Genomic DNA, 15495 nt, shown 5'->3' on the forward strand with positions numbered 1-15495 from the left:
GCTCGCTGTTTTTCCTTGCAGGAGCGACGTCAGTCGCGACCGCACGACTTCAGATGTGGAAGGGTTGACTACGCGCCCGTTCCTATCCGCAACGTCGTCTCCCCCTCGAACACCCCCTCCGGACCGAACCGGCGCTCGCTTATCCAGCCATGTCCGCCGTGGTCGATGGCGATCAGGGTGCTGGCGCGGGTGCCGTAGCGGGCGTCGCGGATGAAGGCGGACGAGAGCATTCGCTCCAGGTCCCGCCCAACACCCGTGTCAGGCAGGCGTGTATCCGGAGCGCGGGTCTCGTCCGACAGGGCCTGCCACAAGGGCGTCACGTCATCTTCCGCCGAGGCCACCCAAGCGGCGAGACGCTCCTTCAGCGCCATCGTCTTGGGCCAAGGCTCGTCCAGGTCCCCATTGGAGACGGCGTGCAGGCCGGGTGCCAGGGGAATCCTGCGCGGCGTGGGATAGTTGCTGAGGTATTCGCATGCGACCGCATCGGCCAGCACCAGATTGAACGGGGCGAATCCCTCCGCTGCCGCCAACAGGCCTGCCGTGCGGTGGTCGGCGCCGTCGGGCGAGCCCAGGAATCCCGCCGCCAGTTGGCCCCGGGAGGGCGCCCCCGGCACCTGGATGGCCGGGTCGCGCACATTGGTCACCACCGCCATCCGACCCCGCTGGTCCACGCCGGCCCAGGTGCCGCCCGACTGGAGGTCGCGGCCCGCCAGAATGCCGGGCGCTTCGGCCCAGGCGGCCAGCGCCGCGGTCGGGCGCCCATGGAACTCATCACGGTTGCCCGCCAACAGCAGCCGCCAGCGGGGATGGACGTTCCAGGCGAGCGCGACAAGACACATTGGGGGGGATTCTGGACCGGCGGTTTGCGCAGTTCCACTCCGGCCCCGGCGTCACCGTCAGCCGATATGTGAAACGACGATCACCTCACTGAATCCTTCCTCAATCTCAAAATTTGAGACGAAACAGCAACTTGTGGATAAGGCTTGAACAAGTCTCTGAAGTTCGCTCCAAGCCATTGATCCGTCAAGCGATTTCCCGTCTGCCTCCCTGTTGACAACCTTGTGCGCAGTGCTAAGGTGGGTAGCAGAGGGAAAACCGGGTTTTTAGTGGTTTTCCGTGGTTCAATTGATCGCTCTTTTAGCGAACCGGGAAGGCAGGGGCTGTGTTTCAGGGTGAGACCGCCATCACAGTGGACGACAAGGGACGGCTCGCGGTGCCCACCGCGTACCGCGACCTCGTCGCGCGCGAGTGCGGCAATCGCCTGGTCATCACCTACAACCCCTTCGAAGCCGGCAGCCTCTATCTCTACCCGGAACAGGTCTGGCAGCGCGTACGCGATGACGTCAACAAGCTGCCCAGCACCCAGCGCGCGCACCGCAACCTGCAACTGAAGCTGGTCGGTGCCGCCTCGCCCGTGGAACTGGACGGCAATGGGCGCATCAGCATCCCGGCCAGCCATCGCAGTGCGGTGGGCATCGAGAAGAAGGCCGTGCTGCTGGGCATGGGCGAGAAGTTCGAACTCTGGAGCGAACAGGCGCACCACGCGCAGATCCGTCAGACCCTCACTGACGACGATCTGAGCGCGCACATGCTCGAGCTGCGCTTGTGAGCAAGGGTGACGGCATGCGGCAGTCCGCGCCGGCCGGTCACCTCCCAGCGCTGCACTTGCCGGTGTTGTACACGCAGGTCATGGAAGGGCTGCAGGTGAAAGAGGACGGAACATACCTGGACGGCACCTTCGGGCGCGGAGGCCACGCGCGCGGCGTGCTGCAACGACTCGGCCCGGGAGGCCGGCTGCTGTTGATGGACAAGGATCCCGACGCGATCGCGCATGCCGAACAGATGTTCGCGGGCGACGCGCGCGTGGCGATCCGGCGCGGGAGCTTCGCGTCGATGGCCCTGTGGGATGAAACCGCCGCGGGCCTGGATGGCGTGCTGCTCGATCTGGGCGTGTCATCGCCCCAGCTCGATGTCGCCGAGCGCGGCTTCAGCTTCGGCAAGGACGGTCCGCTGGACATGCGCATGGATCCCGACGCGGGCGAGAGTGCCGCCGACTGGATAGCCCGCGCCGAGGAACGCGAGATCGCCGACATCCTGTGGACCTATGGCGAGGAGAAGCAGAGCCGCCGCATCGCGCGCGCCCTTGTCGCGCGCCGCGCCACCCAGCCGTTCCTGCGCACCGCCGACCTCGCGGCCGCTATCGCGTCCGTGATGCCGCGCGGCGACAAGATCCATCCGGCCACGCGCAGCTTCCAGGCCATCCGCATCCACATCAATCGCGAGCTGGCCGACCTCGAGGCAGGGCTGGACGCCGCGTTGGCGCGGCTCAAGGTGGGCGGCCGGTTGGTGGTGATCAGCTTCCATTCGCTGGAAGACCGCATCGTCAAGCAGTTCATCAACCGGCATGCGAAGGCGCCGCCGGCCAATCGCCGCCTGCCCGTGGCGGAGACGTTCGTGCCCACGCTGCGCGCGATCGGCAGCGGGCAGAAGGGCGAACCCGACGAAGTCTCCTCCAACCCGCGCGCGCGCAGCGCGGTGTTGCGCGTGGCGGAGAAGCTGGAGGTGGCGGCATGACGCGCTTCCTGCTGATCTTGCTGGTGCTGGCCAGCATCGCCTCGGCGATCAGCGTGGTGTACGCGCGCCATCGCCACCGCGTGCTGTTCGATGAAGTGACGCGGCTGGAGCGTGCCCGCGACGAACTGAACGTCGAGTTCGGCCGCCTGCAGCTGGAGCAGGCCACCGTGGCCGAGGCCACGCGGATCGACCAGGTGGCGCGCGTCCGACTGGGCATGAAGTTCCCGGAGACGGCCGACGTGGTGGTGATCAGGCCATGAACGCCGCACCCACGAAGAACCGCAACCGCGCCCGGTTCAACCTGCGCGGACGCCTCGCGCTGGTGCTGGGTGCTATGGGTCTGTGCTCGATCAGCCTGGTCGGTCGCGCAGCCTATGTGCAGCTGATCAACCACGACTTCTACCAGCGGCAGGGCGATGCGCGCTTCCTGCGCGAGATCCCCATCCCCACCTCGCGCGGCATGATCACCGACCGCAATGGCGAGCCGGTTGCGGTGTCGTCCCCGGTGGAATCGGTATGGGGTAATCCGCAGGAGCTGTTGAAGGCGCCGGATCGCCTGCCCGAGCTGGCGAAGGCGCTGGGCGTGCCGGTCGAGCACCTGACCCATCGCCTGTCGCAGCGTGCCGACAAGGAGTTCCTGTACCTCAAGCGCCGGATCAATCCGGATGAGGCGCAGCGGATCCTGGCGCACAGGATTCCCGGCGTGTTCTCGCAGCGCGAATTCCGCCGCTTCTATCCCCAGGGGCCGGCGATGGCCCACGTGCTGGGCTTCACCAACATCGACGACCGCGGCCAGGAAGGCCTGGAGCTGGCGTTCGACGAATGGCTCAGCGGCACGCCCGGTGCCCAGAAGGTGATCCGCGACAATCGCGGCCGCATCGTCGAGAACGTCGACCTGATCCGCTCCGCGCAGCCAGGCAAGGACCTGACGCTCAGCATCGATCGCCGCATCCAGTACCTCGCGCATCGCGAGCTGCGCAACGCGTTGCTGGAGCACCAGGCCAGCAGCGGTTCGATCGTGATCATGGATGTGGCCACGGGCGAAGTGCTCGCCATGGTCAACCTGCCGACCTACAACCCGAATGCGATCGATCGCGTGAAGCCGGACGCGCGCCGCAACCGCGCGCTGACCGACATGATCGAGCCGGGCTCGACGATGAAGCCCCTGACCGTGCTGACCGCACTGAAGGCCGGCGTGGTCACGCCGGCGACGCTGATCAACACCAATCCGGGCTACCTGGCGTTGAACAGCCGCTACACCATCAAGGACGTTCCGCGGAACAATGGTGTGCTGACCGTCACCGGCGTCATCACCAAGAGCTCGAACATCGGCTCGATCAAGATCGCAGAGAAGCTGCCGAACGCCTACTTCTACGAGAGCATCCAGAGTCTCGGCTACGGCCAGAAGCCTGGCAGCGGCTTCCCGGGCGAGTCCGCCGGCATGCTGGCGCCGCCGGATCGCTGGAATGGCCTGCAGAAGGCCACGATGTCGTATGGCTATGGTCTCGCAGTGACGCCGTTGCAGATCGCGCGCGCTTACTCGGCGCTGGGCAATGGTGGCAGGCTGGTGACGCCGACCTTCGTAAAAGGCCAGCGGGGCGAAGCGCCGCAGGTGCTGGATCCGGCGATCGCGCGAGAAGTCGTCGGCATGATGGAAACGGTGGTGACGCAAGGCGGCGCCAAGCGTGCCGGCGTACTGGGCTACCGGGTGGCGGGAAAGACCGGTACGGCCCGCATCGCCTCCGGCGGCGGCTACGCGAAAGGCCGATACGCTTCATTCTTCGCCGGCCTGGTGCCGGCCAGCAATCCGCGTTTCGCCGCCGTCGTGGTGATCAACGACTCGCAGGAAGGCGGCTATTACGGCGGCCTGGTCGCCGCCCCCGTATTCCATGACGTGATGGACGGAACGTTGCGCCTGATGGACGTGCCGCCGGATGACATCGAGGCGTGGCTCGCCGCGCAGGCCAGGAACACGCAGAAGCCCAACGGAGGCAACGCACCTGTGCCGGCGGCCCTCGTCGACGACGCCGTCGACACGATGGACCCGTCCGCGTTCGACGCCCTGCGGGCCACGGTGCCTGCGACGGGGGCGACGCGATGAGGCGGATGATGGCGCTGGCCGAACTGCTGCCCGACGTGGAGGTGCCGCGCGACATCGTCGTGCGTGGCCTGACGCTGGACAGCCGCAGCGTGCAGCCGGGCGATGCCTTCGTCGCCATCGCCGGGTTCGGCGCGCATGGCCTGAACTTCGCCGCACAGGCGAAGGAAAACGGCGCCAGCGCGATCCTGTTCGAGCCGCCGGTGCCGGACGGACTGGAGGCGCCGCGCGATGCGATCGCGGTGCCCGGCCTGCGATCGCGCATGGGCGTCATGGCCGACCGCTTCCACGCGGCGCCGTCGCACGACATGAAGATGGTCGGCGTCACCGGCACCAACGGGAAGACATCGACCGTGCAGCTGCTGGCGCAGGCGTGGCACCTGCGCGGCGTGCGCTGCGCGACCGTGGGTACCCTGGGCGCCGGCATGTACGGCGAAGTGGTGCCCACCGGCTTCACCACGCCGCTGGTGCTGCAGATGCATGCGCTGCTGGCGCAGTTCCGCGACGCCGGAGCCAAGGCCGTCGCGATGGAAGTCAGTTCGCATGCGCTGGACCAGGGTCGCGTGGATGCCGTGCATTTCGATGTCGGCGTATTCACCAACCTCACCCGCGACCATCTGGACTACCACGGCGACATGGAACGCTACGGCGCCGCGAAGTCGCTGCTGTTCTTCCGTACCGGCCTGAAGGCTGGCGTGGTCAATCTCGACGATGCCTACGGACGCGACCTGTTCGCGCGCCTGCCGCATGGCGTGCAGCGCATCGGCGTGAGCTCGCGCGGGCAGGCCGAGGCCAGCGTGCGCGCGGATGCTCTGCGCCTGGATGGCAACGGCATCGCGTTCGAACTGGTCGTTGGCGACGACGTGCAGCCTGTGCAGTCGCGCCTGCTGGGGCGCTTCAACGTGGACAATCTGCTGGCGGTCGCCGGCGCGTTGCATGCGCTGGGCGATACCACGGCCGACATCGCGCGCACGCTGTCGCGCCTGGCGCCGATCCATGGCCGGATGAACCGGCTCGGCGGCGACAGCGATGCCGCAGGCAACCTTCGCCCGCTGGTCGTGATCGACTACGCGCACACGCCGGACGCGCTGGAACAGGCACTGGCCAGCCTGCGCGACCACGTGCAGGGAAGGCTGTTCTGCGTGTTCGGCTGCGGCGGCGATCGCGACGCGGGCAAGCGTCCGCAGATGGCCGCGATTGCCGAGCGCCTGGCGGACGTGGTGGTGGTCACCGACGACAATCCGCGCACCGAAGATGGCGACCGCATCGTGGCGGACATCATGGCGGGCTTCTCCCGTCCTGGCGCCGTCACAGTGCAGCGCGACCGCGCACAGGCGATCGCGCAGGCGATCGCGCAGGCCAGCGGCGACGACATCGTGCTGGTCGCGGGCAAGGGTCACGAGCCTTATCAGGAAATCCATGGCGTGAAGCACCCGTTCGATGACACCGCCGTGTCGCGCCAGGCACTGGAGGAGCGTCGATGAAGCGCCTTCCTCTTTCCCTGCTGGCGCACTGGGCGGGCGGTGAACTGCTGGGCGATGACCTCGTGATCGGCTCGCTGACCCACGACACACGCACGCTGGTGCCGGGCAGCCTGTACGTCGCCCTGCGCGGCGAGCGGTTCGATGGCCATGATTTCGCCTACGACGCCTCCATGCGGGGCGCTGCCGCCGTGCTGGTCGACCATGAGGTGAAGGTCGACGTACCACAGGTCGTCGTGCCGGACACGCTGCTGGCGATCGCGCGCATCGCCGCCGGCCTGCAGCGCGACCGGGTGGAGAAGACCGTGGCCATCACCGGCAGCAACGGCAAGACCACGGTGAAGACACTGGTGGTCGCCATCCTGCAGCGCGCCGGCGTCACCTACTTCAATCCCGGCAACCGCAACAACGAGATCGGCTTGCCGATGGCCGTCATCGACGCGCCCGACGATGCCGACTTCTCGGTCTACGAGATGGGCGCGGGCAAGCCGGGCGACATCGCCTACCTGACCGACATCGTCACGCCGGAAGTGGCGCTGGTGAACAACATCGCGGCCGCCCATCTGGAGCGCATGGGCTCGTTGATGGGCGTGGCGGAGACCAAGGGCGCCATCTACGACGCCTTGCCCGCCGACGGTACCGCGGTGATCAACGCCGACGATGCCTTTGCCGAGTACTTCGCCAGCCGCGTGCCGGATCGCCGGATCCTGCGCTTCGGCCTGGAGACCACGGCCGACCTTTCCGCGCGCGATATCCGCGCGACGGCGGAGGGTTCGGATTTCGTACTGGTCGCTCCGCACGGCGAGGTGGGCGTGAGCCTGCACCTGCCGGGCCGGCACAACGTGCTGAACGCGCTGGCGGCCGCAGGGGTCGCGATGGCTTGCGGCGTGTCACTCGCCATCATCGCCGAGGGCCTGTCGGCCGCGCAGCCGGTGGCGGGTCGCCAGGTGGCGCACGCGCTCGCCAATGGTGCGGTGGTGATCGACGACAGCTACAACGCCAATCCTGGCTCGCTGATGGCCGCTATCGACACGCTGGCCGCGGCGAGTACGCAGGCCGGTGGCGAAGGTTGGCTGGTACTCGGGGACATGCGCGAGCTGGGCGACGATGCCGAGGCGCTGCATGCCGATGCCGGTCGTCGCGCCAAGGCCGCCGGGATCCGTCGCCTGTACACGCTGGGTCCGCTCAGTGCCGCCGCTGCCACCGCCTTCGGTGAAGGCGCGCATCCGTTCGACAGCCACGCTGCGCTGGCCGACGCCCTGGGCGTCGAGCTGCGGCCCGGCGTGCGCTGCCTGGTCAAGGGGTCGCGTGGCAGCGCGATGGACCGGATCGTCGCCATCTTGCTGTCCACCGGGGAGGACACATCGCATGTTGCTTGAACTGGCTCGCTGGTTGCAGAGCCTGGAGAATTTCTTCGGCCTGTTCGGCTACCTGACGTTCCGCGGCATTCTCGCTGCGCTCACGTCGCTGTTCCTGTCGCTGTGGCTCGGCCCGGCGGTGATCCGCAAGCTCGGCCAGTTGAAGGGCGGGCAGCCGATCCGCAAGGACGGCCCGCAGTCGCACTTCTCCAAGGCCGGCACGCCGACGATGGGCGGCGCGCTGATCCTGGTGACGGTACTGCTGTCGGTGCTGTTGTGGGGCGACCTGCGCAACAAGTACGTGTGGGTGGTGCTGCTGGTGATGGCGACATTCGGCGCCATCGGCTGGTACGACGACTGGATCAAGATCGTGAAGCGCGACCCGAATGGGCTGAAGTCGCGCTGGAAGTACCTGTTGCAGTCGATCTTCGGCCTGGCCGCCGGCCTCTACCTGTACCTGTACGCCGATGTGCCGGCGGCCACGACCTTCTACGTGCCGTTCTTCAAGTCGATTGCATTGCCGCTGGCCGGCATCAGCTTCGTCGCCATCGCGTACTTCTGGATCGTGGGCTTCTCCAACGCCGTCAACCTGACCGATGGGCTGGATGGTCTGGCGATCATGCCGACGGTGCTGGTGGCCTGTGCGCTGGGCGTATTCGCGTATGCCTCGGGCAACGCGGTGTTTTCCAGCTACCTGCAGATCCCGCAGGTACCGGGCGCGGGCGAGCTGACGATCATCTGCGCGGCCATCGCGGGCGCGGGCCTGGGCTTCCTGTGGTTCAACACCTATCCGGCCATGGTGTTCATGGGCGACATCGGCGCGCTGGCGCTGGGTGCGGTGCTGGGGACCATCGCGGTGATCGTGCGCCAGGAACTGGTGCTGGTGATCATGGGTGGCATCTTCGTCATCGAGACGCTGTCGGTGATGATCCAGGTGGCGTCGTTCAAGCTGACCGGCAAACGCGTATTCCGCATGGCGCCGATCCACCACCACTTCGAACTGAAGGGCTGGCCGGAGCCGCGCGTGATCGTGCGCTTCTGGATCATCTCCGTCGTGCTCGTCCTCGTTGGCCTGGCCACGTTGAAGGTGCGCTGATGAACGACACGCCGCGCCAGGCCACACGTCTTGAAGCCATCGGGGGCCGCTTCGACCCCTGGTTGCTCGGCGCCATGCTGGCGCTGGCGTCGTTGGGCGTGGTGATGGTGGCGTCGGCGTCGATCTACCAGCACGGCAATCCGTTCTACTACCTGGTCCGCCATGGCATGTTCCTCGTCGCCGGCGCGGGACTGGCGTGGTGGGTGACGCGTACCGAGCTGAAGAGCATCGAGGCGCGCAACCACCTGCTGCTGTTGGGGTGCATGGTGTTGCTGCTGCTGGTGTTCGTGCCCGGGCTGGGCGTGAGCGTCAAGGGTGCGCACCGCTGGATCAACCTGGGCGTGTCCAATTTCCAGGTCGTGGAAGCGGTGAAGGTGTTCTTCATCGTCTGGCTGGCCAGCTACCTGGTGCGGTTCCGCGACGAGGTCAACGCGACCTGGGCGGCGATGCTCAAGCCGCTGGGCGTGGTGGTGGTGCTGGTCGCGCTGCTGCTGATGCAGCCGGACTTCGGTTCGTCCTCGCTGCTGCTGGCGATCACCGCCGGCATGCTGGTGCTCGGTGGCGTCAACATGCCGCGCATGTTCGGACCGGTGCTGGTGGGCTTGCCGATCCTTGCGGTGATCGCCATCGCCGAGCCGTACCGCATGCGCCGGCTGACCTCGTTCTCCGATCCCTGGGCCGACCCGTTCGGCAGTGGCTACCAGCTGACCAACGCACTGATGGCGATTGGTCGCGGCGAGTGGGGCGGCATCGGCCTCGGCGGTTCGGTGCTGAAGCTCAACTATCTGCCGGAAGTGCACACCGATTTCATCTTCTCGGTGATCGGCGAAGAACTTGGCTTCGTGGGCGTTTGCCTGGTGGTGGCGCTGTACGCGCTGCTGGTGGGGCGCGCCTTCGTCATCGGCCTGCGCTGCGTGGAAATGCGCAGGCACTTCGCGGGTTACATCGCATTCGGTGTCGCGCTGTGGATCGGCATGCAGAGCTTCGTGTCGATGGGCGTGAACCTGGGTCTGCTGCCGACCAAGGGCCTGACCCTGCCGCTGATCTCGTCGGGCGGCTCCAGCATCCTGATGACCTGCGTGGCGATGGGCCTGCTGCTGCGCGTGTCCTACGAGCTGGAGCGCACGCAGCGCCAGGTCGCGCTGCGCGGGGAAGTGATCCAGGGCGCGGGCGATTCGCCTGCGTCGGTCGATCCGCGTCCGGTGCCCGCCGCGACCGCCTCGTTCCCGCAGACGCTGCGCGGCACCAGCCGCCTGCAGCAACGCGTCGAGCCCACGTTCGAGAGGATCGCATGAGCAGTGCGGGCGCTCCCGTCATGATCATGGCCGGTGGTACCGGCGGCCATATCTTCCCCGCGCTGGCCGTGGCGAAGGTGCTGCGCGCGCGCGGCGTGCCGGTGGTCTGGCTGGGCGCGGACGGGGCCATGGAAACGCGACTGGTGCCGCCGCACGACATTCCGCTGGATACGCTGGCCATCACCGGCCTGCGCGGCAAAGGCAAGTTGGCGTTGCTGGGCGCGCCCGTACGCGTGCTGCGCGCGATCCGCGCCGCCGGCTTCGTGCTGCGCCGCCGCGCGCCGCGGTCGGTGGTTAGTTTCGGAGGTTTCGCTGCCGGTCCCGGCGGTGTCGCCGCGCGCCTGATGGGCGTGCCGCTGCTGGTGCACGAACAGAACCGCGCGGCGGGCTTCACCAACCGCATGCTGGTGAAGGTCGCGCGCCGCGTGATGACCGGTTTCCCCGGTGCATTCCCGTCGCGCGAGGAAGTGGTCGGCAATCCGGTGCGGGACGAGATCGCGGTGCTGCCGCCGCCGGCCGAACGCATGACTGGCCGCACCGGCCCGCTTCGCGTGCTCGTGTTGGGCGGCAGCCAGGGCGCGCGTGCGCTGAATCTCGCGGTTCCGTTGGCCATCGCGACGCTGCCGGCAGGCAGCATCGAGGTGCGTCACCAATGCGGCGAGAAGCTGCGGGACGAAGCCGCCCGGGCCTACACGGATGCCGCCGTGGCCGCGAGCGTGGAAGCCTTCATCACCGATATGGCGGGCGCGTACGCATGGGCTGACCTGGTGGTCTGCCGCTCCGGCGCCTCGACCCTGGCCGAGCTGTGCGCGGTCGGCGTGGGCAGCGTCCTGGTGCCCTTCGCGCAGGCCGTCGATGACCACCAGACACGCAATGCCGAATACCTGGTCGAGCGTGGCGCAGCCGTGCTGCTGAAGCAGGACGACGCGCTGGCCGATGCGCTGGCCACCACCCTGCGCCAGCTGGCTGGCGACAGCGACAAGCGCCTGGCCATGGCGCAGGCCGCACGCGCGCTGGCGAAGACCGATGCGGCCGATCGCATCGCCGACATCATTCTCGAGGAAACAACGAACATGAGGACGCAGGCATGATGATGGCTGCTGCACGCGAGCGCCGCCTGCAACACACCGGCAACCTGGCGAAGGAGTTCCGTCGCGTGCACTTCGTCGGCATCGGCGGCTCCGGCATGAGCGGCATCGCGGAAGTGCTGTGCACGCTGGGCTATGAAGTATCCGGTTCGGACAACGCCGATAACGCCGCGACCCGTCGCCTGGCGTCGCTCGGCGCGCGCGTGATGCGCGGCCACAATGCGTCCAACGTGCTGGGCACCGACTGCGTGGTCGTCTCCAGCGCCATCAAGCACGACAACCCCGAACTGATGGAAGCGCGCAGTCAGCGCATCCCCATTGTTCCGCGCGCGGCCATGCTGGCCGAGCTGATGCGGTTCCGCCGCGGCATCGCGGTCGCCGGTACGCATGGCAAGACGACCACGACGAGTCTCACGGCCGCCGTGCTGAGCGAAGGCGGGCTGGACCCGACCTTCGTCATCGGTGGCCAGCTGCTTGCTGCCGGCGCGAACGCCAAGCTTGGCGACGGCCAGTGGCTGGTGGCCGAGGCCGATGAGAGCGACGGCAGCTTCCTGCGTCTGAATCCGTTGATCTCCATCGTCACCAACATCGATGCGGATCATCTGGAGAACTACGGCAACGACTTCGAACGTGTGAAGGCGGCCTTCGCCGAGTTCCTGCAGCGCCTGCCGTTCTATGGCCTGGCGGTACTGTGCATCGACGATCCGGAAGTCGCCGCCATTGCCGCGGAGACGCCGCGGCACGTGATGAGCTACGGCTTCGCCGAGAGCGCCGATGTGCGGGCCGAAGACGTGGAGCAGGACGGCGGCCGCATGCATTTCACCCTGCGCCTGCCGGAGGACGCGAGCATCCGCGTCAGCCTGGCGTTGCCGGGGCGCCACAACGTGCAGAACGCGCTTGCCGCGGCGGCCATCGGGTGGCAGCTCGGCGTGTCGCCGGAAAATATCGCCGCGGCGCTGGAGAAGTTCGCCGGCATCGGCCGCCGTTTCAACGATCTGGGCGAGATCGTCACGCCGCAGGGCGCGCACGTGCAGCTCGTCGATGACTACGGCCATCATCCGAAGGAACTGGCGGCCGTGTTCGCCGCCGCACGCGGCGGTTGGCCGCACAAGCGGCTGGTGGTGGCCTTCCAGCCGCACCGTTACAGCCGCACGCGCGACCAGTTCGACGCGTTTGCCGCAGTCTTGTCGGAGGTCGATGCGCTGGTGCTGAGCGAGGTGTACCCCGCCGGTGAGCAGCCGATCGCAGGTGCCGACTCGAAGTCGCTGGCGCGCGCCATCCGTGCGCGCGGCCGCAACGAGCCCGTGGTGGTCAGTCAGGTCGCGGACCTGGTCGACGTGCTGCCGGACGTGCTGCAGGACGGCGACTTGTTGCTGCTGATGGGGGCAGGTGACATCGGCCACATGTCGCAACACATCGCGGCGCATGGCTTCACTGCGAAGGACCCGGCATGACCACCGTGACCGTGCAACCGCCGCGCTTCAAGGATCCGGCCCGTTTCGGTCGCGTCGCCGTGCTGATGGGCGGCGTGTCCAGCGAGCGCGAAGTGTCGTTGAACTCGGGCCAGAACGTGCTGGCCGCGCTGCTGTCGCGTGGCGTGCAGGCGTTTGCCGTCGACGGCGTGCCGGCCCTCATCGAAGCGATCCGCGCGGGCAAGGTGGACAGGGTGTTCAACATCCTGCACGGCGGCGACGGCGAGAACGGCGTGCTGCAGGGCCTGCTGCAGTCGCTCGGGGTGCCGTACACGGGCCCGGGCGTGCTGGGTTCTGCGCTGACCATGGACAAGATCCGCACCAAGCAGGTGTGGCAGGCGGCCGGTTTGCCGACCGCGGGCTTCGTGCGGATTGCGCCGGGCGGAGACCTCGCGGCCGCGGTGCGAACGCTGGGCTTCCCCGTGTTCGTCAAGCCGAGCGCGGAAGGGTCCAGTGTCGGCGTGTTCCGCATCCTGGGCGAAGAAGACCTCGTGCCGGCCGCGACGTTCGCGTCCACCTATCCCGGGGAACTGCTGGCAGAGCAGATGCTGACCGGCGGCGAGTTCACCGTCGCCATCCTGGGCGACCTCGCACTGCCGTCAGTGCGTATCGTGCCGGCGCAGGGCTGGTACGACTACCACGCCAAGTACATCGCCGACGATACGCAATACCTCTGTCCCGGCCTGGATGACGCGGCCGAGGAAACACAGATCCGTGCACTGGCGCTCGAGGGCTTCCGCGCCGCCGGCTGCAGTGGCTGGGGGCGGGTCGACGTGATGCGTCACGCGGACGGGCGTTTCCTGCTGATGGAGGTGAACACCGCCCCGGGCATGACGAGTCATTCGCTGGTACCCAAGGAAGCGGCGCAGGTCGGCATCGGTTTCGAGGAACTGTGCTGGCGCATCCTGGAGCAGACCGTGCCGGAGGTCGCCGGCTGATGAATGCCGCTCTGCGCATCATGGCCTGGTTGCTGGCGCTGGCGCTGGTCGCGCTGCCGGTCGTGGCCGTGGTCAATGGCTGGATCGGCGCCGAGCGGTGGCCGTTGTCCAGGCTGCGCGTGCAGGGCGAGTTCGAACGCGTGGACGCGGTGCAGTTGCAGGCCGCCGTGCTGCCCTACGCGAAACGCGGCTTCTTCGCCGTCCAACTGGAAGATGCCAAGCATGCGGTCGAGCGGCTGCCGTGGGTTGAGCGCGCCGACGTGCGTAAACGCTGGCCGGACGTCCTGGAAGTGCGCATCACCGAGCACAAGCCGTTCGCGCGCTGGGGCAACGACAAGCTGCTGTCCGAGCATGGCCGCCTGTTTCCGGTGCCGAAGGAGCTTGCCGGCCTGGATCTGCCGCAATTGGGCGGACCGGCGTCGCAGGTGCAGGAAGTGACCGCGCTCTACAACGAATCCCGCCAGCTGTTCGCGCCGATGGGCCTGGACGTCACCACGCTGGTGATGGATGCACGCGGCAGCTGGTCGCTGCTGCTGGGCAACGGCACCCAGGTGGTCGTCGGCCGCACCGATGCGCGTCCACGCCTGGGCCGCTTCGCGCGGATGCTGCCGCAGCTGCTGGCGGCTGCGCAGGCACAGCCGCTGGTGCGCGCGGACCTGCGCTACACCAATGGGTTCGCACTCAGCTGGGGCGAAGCGCCCAAGGCGCCGCCACCGGCTTCCACACCGTCTCCATTGCCTGCGCCGATCGCGGCCGCGGGTCGTCTTCTGCAGGGCATTACATGAATCGCAAGGGTGACAAATCGCTGATCGTCGGGCTGGACATCGGCACCTCCAAGGTGACGGCGCTGGTCGGCGAGTACGCACCGGGCAATCCGATCGAAGTGATCGGTATCGGCTCGCACGAATCGCGCGGTCTCAAGCGCGGCGTCGTGGTGGACATCGAATCCACGGTGCAGTCGATCCAGCGCGCGATCGAGGAAGCCGAGCTGATGGCTGGCTGCGAGATCCGCTCGGTCTACGCCTCGATCTCCGGCAACCACGTGCAGTGCCGCAACTCGCCCGGGATCGTGCCGATCCGCGACGGCGAAGTGACCTGGGGCGACCTGGACCGCGTGCTGGAAGCGGCGAAGGCGGTCGCCATCCCGGCCGACCAGAAGATCCTCCATGCCATCCCACGCGAGTACAAGCTGGACAATTCGCAGGAAGGCATCCGCAATCCGGTCGGCATGACCGGCGTGCGCCTGGAAGTGGATGCGCACCTGGTGTTCTGTGCGCAGTCGGCCGCCGCGAACATCAGCAAGTGCGTGCAGCGCTGCGGCCTGCAGATCGATGATCTGATCTTCTCCTCGCTGGCCTCCAGCGTCGCCGTGCTGACCAGCGACGAGCGCGAGCTGGGCGTGGTGCTGGTCGACATGGGCGCGGGTACGACTGATCTGGCGGTGTTTGTGCAGGGCGCGATCTGCCACACCGCCTCGCTGCCCATCGCCGGTGACCAGGTCACCAACGACATCGCGCATATGCTGCGCACGCCCACGCCGGAAGCCGAGCAGATCAAGGTGCGCTACGCCTGCGCGCTCGCGCAGCTGGCGACGGCGGAAGAAAGCATCCAGGTGCCCAGCGTGGGCGACCGTCCGCCGCGCCGCCTGCCGCGCCATGCGCTGGCGCAGGCGGTGCAGCAGCGTTACGAGGAAATCTTCGAGATGGTGCAGGCGGAACTGCGCCGCTCCGGTTTCGAGGAGCGCGTGCGCGCCGGCATGGTGCTGACGGGCGGCGCGTCGAAGATGGAAGGCGTGGTCGAACTGGCCGAGGAAATGCTGCAGATGCCCGTGCGCGTCGGTATTCCGCAACACGTCACCGGACTGGGCGAAGTGGTCGGCAACCCGGTGCATGCCACAGGCGTGGGCCTGCTGCTGATGGGCAGCCAGATCGAACATCCCCGGCGTCCGTCGCTGCCCACGGGCAAGGCGGGCAGCTGGTTCAAGAAACTGCAGAACTGGTATCGCGGCGAGTTCTGAGTGAGGCGACACCTACCGCGAAGTTGAAGGCATCACGACGTTCGTTCCACCCAGCAACACATAACTAAATAAACGAGG

The 15495-nt window shown here is 67.7% G+C and carries 14 protein-coding genes; 13 read left to right on the plus strand and 1 reads right to left on the minus strand.

What is annotated here, in order from left to right; translation table 11 throughout:
* Positions 1-68 precede the first annotated feature (68 nt).
* Entirely contained in the window at positions 69-839 is a 771-nt protein-coding gene (locus FB548_RS15480) for an NRDE family protein (RefSeq protein WP_142125693.1), read from the minus strand.
* A gap of 323 nt (positions 840-1162) precedes the next feature.
* On the opposite strand from FB548_RS15480, the gene mraZ reads away from it, so the two are divergent.
* The 13 genes from mraZ to ftsA are packed head-to-tail and all read left to right on the plus strand — an operon-like array spanning position 1163 to position 15417.
* Positions 1163-1609 (plus strand): division/cell wall cluster transcriptional repressor MraZ, encoded by a 447-nt coding sequence (gene mraZ / locus FB548_RS15485; RefSeq protein WP_142125694.1) that lies wholly within the window; start codon positions 1163-1165, stop codon positions 1607-1609.
* A 14-nt stretch (positions 1610-1623) separates the two neighbouring features.
* Positions 1624-2574 (plus strand): 16S rRNA (cytosine(1402)-N(4))-methyltransferase RsmH, encoded by a 951-nt coding sequence (gene rsmH, locus FB548_RS15490; protein WP_142125695.1) that lies wholly within the window; start codon positions 1624-1626, stop codon positions 2572-2574.
* Positions 2571-2834: a cell division protein FtsL gene (gene ftsL, locus FB548_RS15495; RefSeq protein WP_142125696.1), complete on the plus strand. Its 264-nt coding sequence runs from the start codon at positions 2571-2573 to the stop codon at positions 2832-2834. The genes rsmH and ftsL overlap by 4 nt, the downstream gene beginning before the upstream one ends.
* The gene (locus FB548_RS15500) at positions 2831-4675 is read left to right on the plus strand and encodes a penicillin-binding transpeptidase domain-containing protein (protein ID WP_142125697.1); all 1845 of its coding nucleotides are present in this window, start codon (positions 2831-2833) and stop codon (positions 4673-4675) included. The genes ftsL and FB548_RS15500 overlap by 4 nt, the downstream gene beginning before the upstream one ends.
* Positions 4672-6156, plus strand: a complete 1485-nt coding sequence (locus FB548_RS15505) for a UDP-N-acetylmuramoyl-L-alanyl-D-glutamate--2,6-diaminopimelate ligase (protein WP_142125698.1) — start codon at positions 4672-4674, stop codon at positions 6154-6156. Before FB548_RS15500 ends, FB548_RS15505 begins: the two co-directional genes overlap by 4 nt.
* Entirely contained in the window at positions 6153-7532 is a 1380-nt protein-coding gene (murF, locus tag FB548_RS15510; protein WP_142125699.1) for a UDP-N-acetylmuramoyl-tripeptide--D-alanyl-D-alanine ligase, read from the plus strand. The genes FB548_RS15505 and murF overlap by 4 nt, the downstream gene beginning before the upstream one ends.
* Complete coding sequence (mraY, locus tag FB548_RS15515; RefSeq protein ID WP_142125700.1) at positions 7522-8607, plus strand: phospho-N-acetylmuramoyl-pentapeptide-transferase; 1086 nt, start codon at positions 7522-7524, stop codon at positions 8605-8607. Before murF ends, mraY begins: the two co-directional genes overlap by 11 nt.
* Positions 8607-9902, plus strand: coding sequence for a putative lipid II flippase FtsW (ftsW, locus tag FB548_RS15520; RefSeq protein WP_142125701.1), 1296 nt, complete (start codon positions 8607-8609; stop codon positions 9900-9902). Before mraY ends, ftsW begins: the two co-directional genes overlap by 1 nt.
* A gap of 20 nt (positions 9903-9922) precedes the next feature.
* Positions 9923-10993, plus strand: a complete 1071-nt coding sequence (gene murG / locus FB548_RS15525) for an undecaprenyldiphospho-muramoylpentapeptide beta-N-acetylglucosaminyltransferase (protein ID WP_142125914.1) — start codon at positions 9923-9925, stop codon at positions 10991-10993.
* On the plus strand, positions 10993-12444 hold the full coding sequence (murC, locus tag FB548_RS15530; RefSeq protein WP_185742151.1) for a UDP-N-acetylmuramate--L-alanine ligase: 1452 nt from the start codon (positions 10993-10995) through the stop codon (positions 12442-12444). The genes murG and murC overlap by 1 nt, the downstream gene beginning before the upstream one ends.
* Complete coding sequence (locus FB548_RS15535) at positions 12441-13400, plus strand: D-alanine--D-alanine ligase (RefSeq protein ID WP_142125702.1); 960 nt, start codon at positions 12441-12443, stop codon at positions 13398-13400. The genes murC and FB548_RS15535 overlap by 4 nt, the downstream gene beginning before the upstream one ends.
* Complete coding sequence (locus FB548_RS15540; RefSeq protein WP_142125703.1) at positions 13400-14185, plus strand: cell division protein FtsQ/DivIB; 786 nt, start codon at positions 13400-13402, stop codon at positions 14183-14185. Before FB548_RS15535 ends, FB548_RS15540 begins: the two co-directional genes overlap by 1 nt.
* A complete protein-coding gene (gene ftsA, locus FB548_RS15545) occupies positions 14182-15417 on the plus strand; it encodes a cell division protein FtsA (RefSeq protein WP_142125704.1) in 1236 nt (411 codons plus the stop codon). Before FB548_RS15540 ends, ftsA begins: the two co-directional genes overlap by 4 nt.
* The last annotated feature ends 78 nt before the right edge of the window (positions 15418-15495 follow it).

Origin of the sequence: Pseudoxanthomonas sp. 3HH-4 (assembly GCF_006716465.1) — a bacterium.
Lineage (GTDB): Bacteria > Pseudomonadota > Gammaproteobacteria > Xanthomonadales > Xanthomonadaceae > Pseudoxanthomonas_A.

What these genes read in the sequence shown, in the direction of transcription:
- FB548_RS15480 (WP_142125693.1), bottom strand. Translation starts at nt 839, where the DNA reads ATGTGTCTTGTCGCGCTCGCCTGGAACGTCCATCCCCGCTGGCGGCTG.
- rsmH (WP_142125695.1), top strand. Translation starts at nt 1,624, where the DNA reads ATGCGGCAGTCCGCGCCGGCCGGTCACCTCCCAGCGCTGCACTTGCCG.
- ftsL (WP_142125696.1), top strand. Translation starts at nt 2,571, where the DNA reads ATGACGCGCTTCCTGCTGATCTTGCTGGTGCTGGCCAGCATCGCCTCG.
- FB548_RS15500 (WP_142125697.1), top strand. Translation starts at nt 2,831, where the DNA reads ATGAACGCCGCACCCACGAAGAACCGCAACCGCGCCCGGTTCAACCTG.
- FB548_RS15505 (WP_142125698.1), top strand. Translation starts at nt 4,672, where the DNA reads ATGAGGCGGATGATGGCGCTGGCCGAACTGCTGCCCGACGTGGAGGTG.
- murF (WP_142125699.1), top strand. Translation starts at nt 6,153, where the DNA reads ATGAAGCGCCTTCCTCTTTCCCTGCTGGCGCACTGGGCGGGCGGTGAA.
- mraY (WP_142125700.1), top strand. Translation starts at nt 7,522, where the DNA reads ATGTTGCTTGAACTGGCTCGCTGGTTGCAGAGCCTGGAGAATTTCTTC.
- ftsW (WP_142125701.1), top strand. Translation starts at nt 8,607, where the DNA reads ATGAACGACACGCCGCGCCAGGCCACACGTCTTGAAGCCATCGGGGGC.
- murG (WP_142125914.1), top strand. Translation starts at nt 9,923, where the DNA reads ATGATCATGGCCGGTGGTACCGGCGGCCATATCTTCCCCGCGCTGGCC.
- murC (WP_185742151.1), top strand. Translation starts at nt 10,993, where the DNA reads ATGATGGCTGCTGCACGCGAGCGCCGCCTGCAACACACCGGCAACCTG.
- FB548_RS15535 (WP_142125702.1), top strand. Translation starts at nt 12,441, where the DNA reads ATGACCACCGTGACCGTGCAACCGCCGCGCTTCAAGGATCCGGCCCGT.
- FB548_RS15540 (WP_142125703.1), top strand. Translation starts at nt 13,400, where the DNA reads ATGAATGCCGCTCTGCGCATCATGGCCTGGTTGCTGGCGCTGGCGCTG.
- ftsA (WP_142125704.1), top strand. Translation starts at nt 14,182, where the DNA reads ATGAATCGCAAGGGTGACAAATCGCTGATCGTCGGGCTGGACATCGGC.